Annotated in this window: 7 protein-coding genes; 4 read left to right on the top strand and 3 right to left on the bottom strand. The window is 54.7% G+C overall.

The genetic code is table 11. The annotated features are described in order from the left end of the window. Positions 1–34 precede the first annotated feature (34 nt). The 3 genes from BUE76_RS09145 to BUE76_RS09155 form a co-directional block, all read right to left on the bottom strand. Positions 35–1,231, bottom strand: a complete 1,197-nt coding sequence (locus tag BUE76_RS09145) for a tyrosine-type recombinase/integrase (protein ID WP_073042654.1) — start codon at positions 1,229–1,231, stop codon at positions 35–37. Between the two features lie 480 nt (positions 1,232–1,711). Beyond that, positions 1,712–3,286, bottom strand: a complete 1,575-nt coding sequence (locus BUE76_RS09150; RefSeq protein ID WP_073042417.1) for a M20/M25/M40 family metallo-hydrolase — start codon at positions 3,284–3,286, stop codon at positions 1,712–1,714. A 285-nt stretch (positions 3,287–3,571) separates the two neighbouring features. Further along, a complete protein-coding gene (locus BUE76_RS09155; RefSeq protein WP_073042416.1) occupies positions 3,572–5,950 on the bottom strand; it encodes a M1 family metallopeptidase in 2,379 nt (792 codons plus the stop codon). 431 nt (positions 5,951–6,381) lie between these two features. On the opposite strand from BUE76_RS09155, the gene BUE76_RS09160 reads away from it, so the two are divergent. The 4 genes from BUE76_RS09160 to BUE76_RS09175 all read left to right on the top strand — a co-directional run bounded on the left by BUE76_RS09160 (position 6,382) and on the right by BUE76_RS09175 (position 13,261). Then, entirely contained in the window at positions 6,382–7,041 is a 660-nt protein-coding gene (locus tag BUE76_RS09160; RefSeq protein ID WP_073042414.1) for a HupE/UreJ family protein, read from the top strand. A 66-nt stretch (positions 7,042–7,107) separates the two neighbouring features. Then, the gene (locus BUE76_RS09165) at positions 7,108–7,635 is read left to right on the top strand and encodes a DUF6702 family protein (RefSeq protein ID WP_073042412.1); all 528 of its coding nucleotides are present in this window, start codon (positions 7,108–7,110) and stop codon (positions 7,633–7,635) included. 27 nt (positions 7,636–7,662) lie between these two features. Next, positions 7,663–7,950, top strand: coding sequence for a DUF202 domain-containing protein (locus BUE76_RS09170; RefSeq protein WP_073042409.1), 288 nt, complete (start codon positions 7,663–7,665; stop codon positions 7,948–7,950). Positions 7,951–8,341: 391 nt separating this feature from the next. Further along, positions 8,342–13,261, top strand: a complete 4,920-nt coding sequence (locus BUE76_RS09175; protein WP_158069945.1) for a PKD domain-containing protein — start codon at positions 8,342–8,344, stop codon at positions 13,259–13,261. Positions 13,262–13,348: the final 87 nt, after the last annotated feature.

Consider the following 13,348-nt stretch of genomic DNA (forward strand, 5'->3'; position numbering starts at 1 on the left):
AAAAAATAGTTGCTTGCGTAAAGCCGCAGAGCATTCAAAGGCGAAAGGTTTTGTTGCGGTAGAGTTCGTCCAGCGGGTTGACAATCTGGATGAGGTCCTGGCGTTTGACATGCAGGTAGCGCTCCGTGGTACGGATCTGGAAATGGCCCAACAGGTCTTTGATGTATTTGATGTCAATACCCTTTTCCAGCAGGTGGGTAGCAAAGCTGTGCCGAAGGGCATGAAAGCTTACCTGTTTGCGGATGCCTGCGGCTTTTTTGGCTTCATTAAAAACATGTTGTGCCGTGCGTGCACTGAGTGGCGTACCTGCAACGGGGCCTTCGAAAAGAAATACCTGTGGCCGCGGACTTGAGTGTCGGATATAAGCCCGCAGGATATCCAGCAACAATACACTTAGCCCAACATAACGGTCTTTCTTGCCCTTGCTCTGTGCTACCAGTATTTGCATCCGGTCGCTGTCGATATCGGCAAGCCGCAGGCCTACGACCTCGCTTACCCGCAAACCGGCACTGTAGGCCGTAAACAGGATGGCTTTGTGCTTCAGGGTGCCTGCTGCCACAAAAAGGCGCTCCAATTCCCGCTCGCCTAAAACTTTGGGCAACAGTACCGGTTTTTTAGGCCGGGGTATCTCCCAAAAGAACTTGTCGCGGCCCAACACCTGTTCGAAATAAAACTTGATGGCATTGATGCGGCTGTGGGCCGTCTGTTCCGAAATGCCTTCTTTTTCCATGCAGTACACCATGTAACGCCGCATATCATCGGCTGTGAGGCTGTCTATGGCGCGTTTCTTTAAAAGCTTCATCAATTGGAGCAGTTCATTGCGGTAAGTGGTAAGCGTACTGTTGCTGTAAGCCTGTAGTTTGATCTGTTGTACAAATCGCACCAGTTCGGAAAGATTGTGGTCGCTGAGTTGCCAGGCGGGTGAGTTGGCGATGGTGGCAGGTTTTAATACGCCATCTTTTTGTGGATAGGTGGCCATGATGGCTTTTCGCCGCTCACCGTACTGCCGGAGGGCGGTTTCTTCCCACGCTACCTCATTGGCCAGCAGGTTGTGGGCTTTACGGTAAGCTTCAGGTGTCATGGGCAGGTACCAGCACCGGTGCGGCTGGCTCCATTTTACCTTGGGGATCCGCCTAACCAATCCTTCGGTGATCTTATCGGGGGCAAACTGCAGTGCAATACATTCCGCTCCGTTAAGGATTAGTGGTCGTAAGGTTAGTTTAGGTCCCATCTCCTGAAAGTACAAAGACGTGCAAGCCCCGTCAAGTGGCGGTGCCGATCAAAGGTTTTATGCAGGCCTTTTGTGTCATCCTTGTCCCCGTGTTCTTCCTACCTTCTCCCTAGGATGTCCCTACTATATCCCTAGTATATCCCTACTCTTTCCCACTTTGCCTACCCTTCACTTATCCAGGGTCCAACATTCAAGCTTGTTGCATAGCCTATCGCTTTGGCCCGGAATTGATGTGCAGCAATGCATGGCATTGTGCCGTGTCCATTGAAGCTGGATGGGCATTCCTTCTGTTTCTGAAGTGAGGGTACAAAGTAGCAGGGGATGCCGAAACAAGTTCGGCATGACAGAACACACAGGCACCGTCATGCCGACGTATGTCGGCATCCCCTTCTATCTGATTAATTGCTATCGGCTTTTGCCGATCATCAAGTCACCTGCAACCAGGTACCTGCAACCGGTAATTGGCAACCGGCAACCCGGCTAATCCAGCCCGCCCCTGCGGGTAGCTTTGCGTTGTGCCGGCCATTCGCCGCGTTTGCCATTGCTGTTCACGGGCAGCAAGGCTTTTTCGCGGGGTGTTGTTTGCGCATCTTCGCTGGCCATATAGGCGAGTATAACGGTAAGGAGCACGTTGTTTTGTACATCGTCCCACACGATCTTATCGTAGGTGTCGCGGTTGGTATGCCAGGTATAGTTGCCATAGCTCCAGCTCAGTGAGCTAAGCGAGAAGGCGGGTGCACCGGCTGCCACAAAAGAGGCATGGTCGGAGCCGCCGCCACCGGGTGTGCCGGGGAAGGAGGTCTGAATGCGGTTCTTCACGCTGTCGGGGGCGGGCGCCAGCCAGCGCTGGAGGTAGTCGTGGGCATAGAGGTAACCCTGTCCCGACAGGTTCACCACACGGCCGGTGCCATTGTCCTGGTTGAAAAGGGCCTGCAGTTTATTTACAATTTCAGGATGGTCTTCCACAAAAGCGCGGGAACCATTGAGGCCCTGCTCCTCGCTGCCCCAGTGGCCCACCAGGATGGTGCGCTTGGGATTGGGGTACAGCTTTTTGAGGATGCGCATGGCTTCCATCATGGTGATGGTGCCGGTGCCGTTGTCGGTAGCGCCGGTGCCGCCGTCCCAGCTGTCGAAGTGTGCAGATAGCATCACGTATTCCTCGGGTTTTTCAGTACCACGGATTTCTGCAATGGTATTGAAGGTGGGCACCACGCCCAGCTCTTTGGCGTCGGCACGTACGCTGATGCGGGGCTTCTGACCGCTTTCAGTAAGGCGGTATAATAGGCCATAGTCTTCCAGGGCAATATCAACAGTGGGAATCTTTTTGGTGCTGGCGCTGAAAATTTTGTTTACACCAAAACCCTGGCTCCAGTTGCTTTGCACAATTCCGGCTGCACCGGCGCTTTCCAGGGCCAGTGCAAGGGTGCGGGTGTTCAGGCCGGTATTGCCAATGCGCTTGGCCCAGTCGGCAGCAGCGGTGCGGCGTTCGTTGCGGATCTTGTCAACGGTTTCTTTCAAACCCCATTGCTCCAGGTTGTAATCGGGGCGGCCGCTGGGCTGCAGGGCCGACAGGAGCACGAACCTGCCTTTTACCGAAGGCAGCCATTGTTTGAATGCAACGGAGTCGGCGAGCAGGGGCAGGAGAATGGTTTCGCCGGTGATGGTCTTGCCATTGGTACTTGGGCTCCAGGCCAGCTGCATGCCTTCGAGGGATTTCACGCGGGGGTGCACCATGTCGATGTGCGAAATGCCGCGTTCCCAGCCGCGCCATTCACCCCATTTTTCGTTGCGGGCGGTCACACCCCAATCCTTGTATTTGGCCACAGCCCAGTCGTGGGCCTTCTGCATCTGCGGCGTACCCACCAGGCGGGGACCGATGCCGTCGATCAGTTCCTGCGCCAGGGGTTGGAGCTGGCTGTTGTTCATCACTTCTTTCATCACCGCCTGCACAAAAAGAGAGTCCTTGTTTTGGGCTTGTGTGGTGCTGTGGAGCAGCAGTACGGCGGAGAGGCCGATGGCTGCTTTTTTCGTACGGGTGTATAGTTGTTGGATCATGGTATTGTTTTAAACCACGGAGACAGGGAGGACAGGGAGTTGCACAGAGATGGTCTTTTTTCCTGCTGTCTGAATTGTTTCACGCGGAGGAGGGCGCAGAGGAGCGGAGGACGCGGAGGTTTCACGCAAAGGCGCTAAGTAGCAAAGACGCAAAACTTTAAACCGTGTACCTCAGTGTCGTAACTGGCTCCGTGGTTTTATCAAAAAGAAGCCCCCGCAACACTACGGGGGCTCCATATTATCGGGTTCCATCACCCCCTCCACCGGAGGGGGCTGGGGGGAGGCTTAGAATCCTTTCTTCTCCTGTGCTTTCTGCATGGGGTTCACACCTACGCTTTGTCCGCGTACGGCGCCGGCCTTTTGCTTGAACACCTGGAAGCGGCTGGGCTCGGCAGTTGCTGCGCCCCAGCTGTTGTTGCTTTCATTGATGTCGGCAGTTTCCCGCATGGGGTCCAGCTTGATGGAGGCTACCTCTTTGTCTTTCATAAACGACTTGGTCACCTTGTTCTCGTTGTAACGCCATACCTGTGCAGGAATGCGGTCGATCTCTTTAGAGCCGTCCTTGAAGGTCCACTCGATGATGAGGGGCATCACCAGTCCGCCTTTGTTGCTGAACTGCAGTTCGTAAAAATGCTTGTTGGCAAACTTGGCCTTGGTGGCTTCGTCCATGGGCTCCAGCGAAGCAGGAATAGCTACGGGGTAGCGGGTGCTGTCGTAGGCTTCCTGGCCACGGGCATAGCGCCAGTAGAAATCACGCAGCGAAGTATCCACATCGGTCTGGAAACGAATGTTCTTGTCTTCGCGGTTGCGCACCTTGCTGATATCGTCGAAGGTGGGCACCTGGGGCTTGGCCAGGGGCTGCATCACCGTGGTGTCGCGGAAGCGGGGCGAAGTGCCGTTGAAGTCGGCCTTTGCATAACGTACGCTGTCCAGCGAAATGTCGGTAACATCGGTGCTGTAGAACCAGCCTCTCCAGAACCAGTCGAGGTCTTCGGCAGAAGCGTCTTCGAGGGTGCGGAACAGGTCGGCGGGCGTGGGGTGTTTGAAGGCCCAGCGGCGTGCGTACTCTTTAAAGCTGTAGTCGAACAGCTCGCGGCCCATGATGGTCTCACGCAGGATGTTCAGGCCGGTAGCGGGCTTGGCATATGCGTTGGGGCCAAAGCCGATGATGTTCTCCGAATTGGTCATGATGGGCTCCAGCTGGTCCTTGGGGAGCTTCATGTAATCGGTGATGGCGAAGGCGGGACCGCGGCGGGTGGGGAACTTGTTGTCCCACAGCTCCTCGGCCAGGTACTCCACAAAAGTGTTCAGGCCTTCATCCATCCAGCTCCACTGGCGCTCATCGGAGTTGATGATCATGGGGAAGAAGTTGTGGCCCACTTCGTGGATGATCACGCCCAGCATGCCGTACTTGGTGCTTTCGCTATAGGTGCCGTCCTTCTCGGTGCGGCCATAGTTGAAGCAGATCATGGGATATTCCATACCGTTGGCTGCTTCTACGCTTTGTGCGACAGGGTAGGGGTAAGGAATGGTGAAGTTTGAATAGGTTTTGATGGTATGTGCTACCGCCTTGGTAGAGTAGGGGCGGTACAGGCCATAAGCCTCCTTGCCGTAAAACGACATACACATTACTTTCTTGCCTTCAACGGAGATGGGCATGGCGTCCCAAACAAATTTGCGGCTGGAGGTCCAGGCAAAGTCGCGTACGTTGTTGGCGGTGTACACCCAGGTTTTACTAGCGGTAGTACCTTCTTTCTCGTTGGCCTTGGCCTCGTCGAGGGTTACCACTTCCACTACGTCCTTGGCGGTCTGGGCCTTGGTCCAGCGGGCCAGCTGGGCAGGTGTCAGCACCTGTGCATAGTTCTGGCACTCACCGGTAGAACCTACCACGTGGTCGGCGGGTACGGTCATGGCCACCTTGAAGTTGCCGAAGGTGAGGGCAAACTCGCCACGGCCGGTAAACTGGTGGTGCTGCCATCCCTGGAAATCACTGTACACAGCCAGGCGGGGATACCACTGGCTCATGGTAAAGAGGTAGTTCTTGTCTTCGGGGAAAAACTCATAACCACCGCGGCCACCCTGGGCCATGCGGTCGGTGATCTTGTAATTCCAGTCGATATTGAGCTTGAACTGCTGACCCGGCTTCAGTGGCGCGGGCAGGTCCACACGCATCATGGTTTTGTTGAGCACAGAGCGCAGCGTTTTGCCGGTAGCGTCGGTGATTCTGGTGATGTTGAACCCAAAGCCATTGTCCTTTTTCTCGTCTTCCATGCCCTGGAGCATGCCTGCGCTTGTTTGGCGGGGCAGGGGGTTGGAGCTCTGGTAGTTGGCGTTCTTGGTAGAGGAATGCTCATTCTCGTCCATCTGCAGCCACAGGTAGGTGAGCACATCGGGCGAGTTGTTGAAATAAGTGATGGTTTCCGAGCCGGTAAGCTTCAGGGCTTTTTCGTCGAGGCTAGCCTTGATGTCGTAGTCGGCGCGCTGCTGCCAGTACTTCGGACCGGGTGCACCCGATGCCGTACGGTATTCGTTGGGCGTGGGCAGGATGCCGCCCAGCTGCTCGAACTTGTTGGCATGATTGGAGCCCGGGTTGTTTTGCGTGTTCTGGGCCAGCAAGCCACTGGTCAGGAAGGCCATGCTGCACGCAAGGAGCGTTTTTTTCATGTGTTCTGATTGGGAAAAATAGTGAGCTTGCAATATAAGGAAAGAAGGAAGTCGATAGTCCGAAAAGTCCGGAAAGACGGGAGTAAATGATGAGCGGTAGTGATTAGTGATTAGTAAAAGCATTTAAGGTACGGAGGAATGTAAATAGCTTATGAGCGGGCGTCATTGCGAAGCGCTAGCAGTAACTCCTGAAACGTAACCACTTGCGGCGCTGAAGCAATCCCCAGCTGCTGTAAGACACCCAAAGCTGTTCGCTCAGGAACCTGTAGGTGGCGGAGATTGCTTCAGCGCCGCGGGTGGTTGTGTATGTTCACACCCAAACGGCGCTTCGCAATGACGTTCCTCATTCGGAAACTCCCGAGTCCCAATTCCTAATACCCAATCACCCAATCACCAATCCCTAATCACATTTCCTCTTATCTTGCCCGCCCATGAGCGATTTTTCCTTTTACTTCAGCCTGGGCTGGGAACACATCATGAGTATCGACGCCCTCGACCACATCCTGTTTGTACTGGTGCTGGCGGCCATTTACCTGCTGCAGGACTGGAAAAAAGTACTGGTACTGGTTACGGCCTTTACCATCGGCCACAGCATTACGCTGGCGCTGAGCGCCCTCCATATCATTTCGGTACCAACGGCACTGGTGGAGTTCCTCATTCCCTGCACCATCGTCATCACGGCGGTGAGCAACCTGTTCCAGAAAAGCTTTAACCACCGGGCCATCCGCCTCAACTATTTCCTGGCCTTGTTCTTCGGGCTGATCCACGGGCTGGGCTTTGCCAATACCCTTCGGTTTATATTGGCGCAGGACCAAAGCCTGGCCTGGGCGCTCTTTGGGTTCAACGTGGGACTGGAAGCCGGGCAGGTAATCATCGTAACCATCATCCTCCTGTTGTCGCACTTTTTTGTACAGGTGCTGAAGGTACCGCGCAGGGAATGGGTGCTGTTTATTTCGGCTGCCGTTTTTAGCCTGTCGCTGCAAATGGCACTGGAGCGGCTGCCGGGAAAAGAGGAGGCGGAGCCTGCTGTTCACATTGTTGTTCCCGCTACCGATGCTGTTGCCCGATTGCACAAGGGTGACAACCGCTAAGCAAGTTTTAACGAGGCCCTATTTTAAATAAGCTCCACATTTGTATCCTGAAAACAGAACAAATACATGTTGCGTTCCCTTCATAAATGGTGTTTGATCCTGATCCTGCCCCTGCTTTGGATAACGGGCACTGCGCTTAGCCCTAAGCCCGCATTCCACCCGTTTTATATCGGGGTAACCGAGATCAACCACAATGCTGCCGACAAAACCCTGGAGGTCAGCTGCAAGGTTTTTATGGAAGATCTGGAGGAGGTGCTGAAGAAAACCAGCCGCAAGACCGTGGACCTCTCCAATGCCGCCCAGCAACAGCAAAACGAAGCCCTGGTGAACCAATATTTCCAGCAGCACCTGCGCATACTGGTGGGCGGCAAGCCGGCAGCCCTCAAGTTTATTGGTTTTGAAAAAGAAGCCGAATCGGTATATGCCTATTTTGAAAGTGCCGGCGTGCCGGCGGTAAAAAAGCTGGACATTGAAAACAGCATCCTCCACGATTTTACACCGGAACAAATCAATATCATGCATGTAACGGTGGGGGGGCAGCGCAAAAGCAATAAGCTCAATTTCCCGGCACATAGCGCCAGTTTCCAGTTTTAGTGGACCGGCTTTTGTAAGCAAGCAATTATGTTCAATCAGGAGCCCCCGCAAAAGCCCCAGCCAGGGCTGAATGACCTGCTGGCTGTGGAGCGAACCCTTATGGCCAACGACCGCACCCTGCTGTCTTTTATCCGCACGGCGCTTTACTTCAGTGTTGCCGGTATTTCGCTACACCAGCTGATGCCCCAAGCCTTTAGTTGGGGACTTACCTATATGTTCCTGGCATTGGCGCTTCTGTTCCTGGTAGTAGGCCTGGTACGTTATCGCAATCAACTCCGGCGCATCCGTCAAAGCCAAAACAATATTGGCAGTTGAAAAGTCTGAATGCTCATTTTTCCAAATCTACACGCGCCGGTTGCTCTGGAAACAATCACCTTTTCAGGCAGCCCTTACCTGTTCCGGTAATTCAATAAAGAAAGGTATTTAACCAAGCGGTCATATGCCGGAACAGGTCTGGCTTTGTCCTTCACTTTCATTTTGCCCAAAAAGCAATGCCTATACAGGAGCCTGAAATAAACCCATAACCCGCAATTGCTTTCCTGTAAGGTTCATTGCCCTGAAAATGGGTAAACGCACTAACGGAAAATACTCAAAGCCCTGGATTGATTTCCCTTAGTGGGCAGGAATAGGTGCCGGATAAATAGTGCCCAGGGGAATACAAATCTATTTTTGATTTCATATTTCCATGAAATCCAAAATATCCTTTGTGAATCGCGTCGCCTGGCGTTGTTTCCTCACCATACTATTGGTCCATGCGGCACCGGCTTTGTTTGCACAGCTGGTTGCCGATTTTACCATCGACCGTAAGGAAGGTTGTGCCCCGCTGTCGGTTTTGTTTACCAATAAAACCACCGGCGCCACAGCCGCTGCCCGCTACCAGTGGAACCTGGGGAACGGCAATACCTCCACGCTGTTTTCGCCAGGTGCTACCTACCGCACCGAGCAAGCTTTTATTGTTACCCTAACGGTTACCGATGGCGCCAGCACTGCTACCAAGTCGGATACCATCCGGGTGTTTCGTAAGCCTGCGGTTACTTTTAACGCCAATACCAGGGCGGGATGTTTTCCGCTGGCCGTGCAGTTTGGCAGCAATGTACAGGCAGGCGATGGCACCATTACCGGCTATACCTGGGATTTCGGCGATGGCACCGTTACGCAGGGCTTGTCGGAGGCGGCGCCTGCGCATACCTATAATTTTGTACAAAAGGCAGCAGTCAGCCTTACCGTTACCAATAGCATGGGTTGTTTTACTACCTTGGAGCAGCCTGCCATGATCGATGTGCAGCCTGGCGTACAGGCCCGTTTTTCAGCCGATAAAAAATACCTCTGCCAGCCCGGTGAGGCCGTGCAGTTTACCAATGCCAGTACCGGCACGGGTACACTCAGCTACCGCTGGGATTTTGGCGATGGCAACACCGCTACCACTGAATCGCCGCGGCATGTGTACAACAGCCGGGGCCGTTTTACGGTAAAACTGCAGGTGACCGGCAGCCAGGGGTGTGTTCAGGAAATGGTGATGCCCGGCCTGGTCAATGTTGGCGATTTTTCGGTAGGTATCCAGCTGCCTGGGGAGGCTTGTATTCAAAGCCCGGTGCCGATGAAGGCCCTGCTGAGCCCCGCCGCCGACTCGGTGCGCTGGAACTTCCATAACGGCATGGCAAGCGCCCTCACCGATTCGGTAGCGCCGGTATTCAGTACAGCCGGCACTAAAAACATTGGTCTTACCGCTTACTGGGGAGGTTGCGCGGCAACGAGCAGCGCCAACCTCCGGGTGCAGGCGCCACCCGCCCTCCGCGGATTTGTGCAGGCGCCGGTAGCTTCCTGCCAGTTGCCTTATACCGTGCAGCTGCAGGATACTGCCGGGGGTGTTGCCGCCCGCGACTGGCAACTGGCCGGCCAGCCTGCCCAGGATGGCCCTGCCGCAACGTATACGTTTACAGAATACGGCACTTACCCGGTAAACCTCACCGTACGCAATGCAGCCGGTTGTGCCAGCACGGTGGTGCAAAACATCGCAGTGATCCGCCCCGAGGTAAAGATCACGATTGCCGCTACCAGCAGCCGCTATGGCACCGCCGATTGCGAAGGCCTGAAGATTCGATTTGCTACCCAAAGTGCCGTTGCGCTTACCCACTACCGCTGGGATTTTGGCGATGGCAGCCCAGCCGTTACCGGCTCCTCGCCACAGCACACCTTTAGCAAGGCCGGCCGCTATGCCGTGGTGCTCACCTTTACCACCGCCACAGGCTGCACCGATTCGGCCATGTACCAATATGTGTCGGTGTACGCCAAACCGAACATTGATTTCAGCGGTCCTGCTACGGTGTGCAGTTCCAACCCTGTTGGCTTTACCGCCACCAGCGATACCACCGTGCGCCAGTACTACTGGAACTATGGCGATGGGGCGGGTTGGGACACGATTACCACCATCCACGCGTACAACGAACACAAGTATACCCGCGAGGGCACTTATACCGTTACCCTTGTGGCCAATGGCGGCGGCGCCTGTGCCGATACGGTGGTAAAGACCAATATCATTACCGTTTTCCCGCCCTTCCAGGCCATCCAGAATGTTTTCCACGATTGCCTGGTGGACCGCAACCGGGTTTTCCTGCAACTGAATACCCGGAGCGTAGTATCGGGTACCTGGGATTTTGGCGACAGTACCACCCAAACGGCGGTTCCGGTGGCCCTGAACCTGGTACCCCACAGTTTTGCCACCCCGGGTATTTACCGCGTAAAACATACTTCGGTAAATGGCAACTGTACCGCTGTAGACTCCATTTATGTACCCATTCCCGGTAAACAAACGCCGGTGCTGAGTGGCAGCAAACCCTTTGTTTGCCTGGAGGATACGGTAACCCTTACCATCAGCGGGGTGCACCTGCTGGATACCAACTTTATTGCCAGCAGCAGCCAGTACCACCTCAGCCAGCTTACCTATGGCGACGGTTCGCCGTTCACTGGCGTAATACGGGTGCTGGACAGCAACTGGGTGAGTGGTTATAAGGTGGTGCTTTCCGGTGCCCGTATCAACAGCTCGGGTATCAGGGCTTTTATCAAATCGGCCATTACTGGTTGTGTGGACAGTTCCAACATTTTCGCGGTACGCTTTTCGGGACCAACAGCACGGATTGGCGCCATTACGCCGGTATGTTTTAATAATGCGGTACAGCTGCGTGATTCTTCTGCGGGTGCCCTGGTAAACTGGCAGTGGCAGGTAGGCGGCGAATGGCTGCCACAGCAAAGCCTTGGCGGCGATACCCTGGTGCGGCTGCCTGCTCCCGGCAATTATGCGCTGAACCTGAAAGTAATCGATGCCGATGGATGTTACCATTTTGCACAACTGGAAGGAGGCCTCAATGCCCTGGGCGTCAAAGCCGGTTTCCAGTTGCCCGATACGGTTGTGGCCATCAATACGGAGGCGCAGTTTACCAATACTTCGCAAGTGGCACCCGGGGCGGCGGTCAGCTATAGCTGGACCTACGATGCCGGCCGCCGCCATGCTACCGTTACCGACCTGGTGTACCGTTATCCCAATATTGGCTGGGATACCCTTCGGCTGGTGGCCCGCACCGTTGAAGGCGCCTGTGCCGATTCGGCTTTTGGCATCATCCACCACGATAATATCAATGCCAAGTTCACTTTTACGGCTACCTATATCAACAACAACTCCTGTCCGCCCATGCTGGTGAAGTTCAGGAACATCAGCCGCAACAGCCGGCGTACCCTCTGGAGCTTTGGCGATGGCAGCATTTCGGAAAACCAGAACACCCCGGAACGTACCTACCGGATGGGGGGCGTGTATAAAGTGACGCTTTATACTTTTGGTGCCAACAATGTTGTAGACTCCACCACCGAGTACATTACGGTTAAGGGGCCTTCGGCAAATATCCTCGCCGACAAGCAGTTCGGCTGTCTTCGCCAGCAGGTATCGTTCAACGCCAGCGTGGTATCGGCAAATGATTATTTCTGGGATTTTGGTGACGGCTCCATTTTAAAAAGCCACGATACGGTCACCCGGCATTATTACCAGCAAGCAGGTATTTACCAGCCTGCACTGGTGCTAAGTGATTCAACAGGCTGCTCCGTAGCCGCCGAGCTGGCCCAGCCCATTATCATCGATACCCTAGCGGTGGCCATCGGTGGCATTCCTGCCCAGATCTGCGATGCTGCCCAGGTGCAATTCCAACAGCGTGTTACCAGCATTGCCGCCGACAGGTTGGGGCAGCCCCTGGTATACAACTGGCTTTTCCCCGATAGCAGCAGTACCCTTTCCGCTCCTGCCTACACATTTGCCGGTGCGGGCAGCTACCCGGTAAGCGTTACGGTACGTTCGCCCTTTGGTTGTGTGCAAACGGCAACCGATACGGTGGTGGTACGCCGCACGGTGAAAGGTGCCATTGCAGGCAGGGCCGAAGTATGTGCCCAAAATGATATCCGGTTTACTGCGTCCATTCCCGATGCTGCGGCAAACTGGAAATGGCTGCTGCATGATGGCCGCAGCGGTACCGCCCTGCAGTCGCCGGTGCTGCACCTAAAGGATAGCGGTTTTTACCCGGTACAACTGGTTGTAACCCACGATGGTTGTGTGGATACCGCCCGCCAAACCCTGTGGGTACATCCCAACCCGGTGATCGGTTTCCGCAACGGCGACGAACATGTGTGTAAAGGCCTGGCAACAACCCTGCAGGCAACGGGTGGCTACAGCTACCAGTGGCGCTCCGCAGAGCCCATCCTGCTGGGTGCTGCGCTTGATAAACCGGTGGTGTACCCTGCACAAACAGCCTGGTACCAGGTGACGGCTACTTCTTTCTTTGGCTGCCAAAAAACCGACAGCATGCAGGTACGGGTTACGCAGCCCTTTAAGCTCAAGCCTATTGCTGACACTTTTACTTGCCGGGGTACCTCGGTACAACTCATGGCTTCAGGGGCTGCCACCTACCTGTGGAGCGGTCCTGTCGGTACCCTGGGTGAAACAACAGGTGCCCAGGTGCTGGCAACACCTAAAAGTTTGTCGCGCTACCGGGTAATCGGTACCGACTCCATGCAATGTTTTAAGGATACGGCTTATGCTACTGTACGCATACAGGAGTTGCCCCTGGTGCAACTGGCCCCCAACCAGCTGGTACTTACCGGCACCGAGTTGCACCTGTCGGCACGCACCAGCCCTGATGTTAATATATACCAGTGGCAACCGGCCACCGAAGTGCAGTGCAGCACCTGCCCTGAAACCCTTGCTGAACCACGAAAGCCAACAAGCTATAGCCTGAAGGTGACCAGCACCTGGGGATGCGTAGCTTACGATACGATGTTTGTGGACCTGAAATGCACGGATAGCCGGGTGTTTATCCCCAATGCCTTTACCCCCGACCGCAATGGTTTGAATGAAACTTTCTCCGTTCGCGGAAAGGGTGCATGGGTACGCAAAATGGTGATCTATGACCGTTGGGGAAAGCTGGTGTATGAAGGGCGCAACCTGCAACTGAACGATAGCTATGCCGGTTGGAACGGCAGCTGTGGCGGACAGCAATGCCCATCCGGAACTTATGCTTATGTGGTGGAACTGGTGTGCGATACCGGTGAGCCTTTTGTGAAGAAGGGGACAGTGACGGTGATTAGGTGAGTGATCAGTGATCAGTGATGAGTAAATATTTTTAGGTACGAAAGAGAAATAGTAGTTGCTACCGTCTGTCATGCAGAACTTGTTTTG

This window comes from Cnuella takakiae (assembly GCF_001953305.1).
Taxonomy (GTDB): domain Bacteria; phylum Bacteroidota; class Bacteroidia; order Chitinophagales; family Chitinophagaceae; genus Flavisolibacter; species Flavisolibacter takakiae.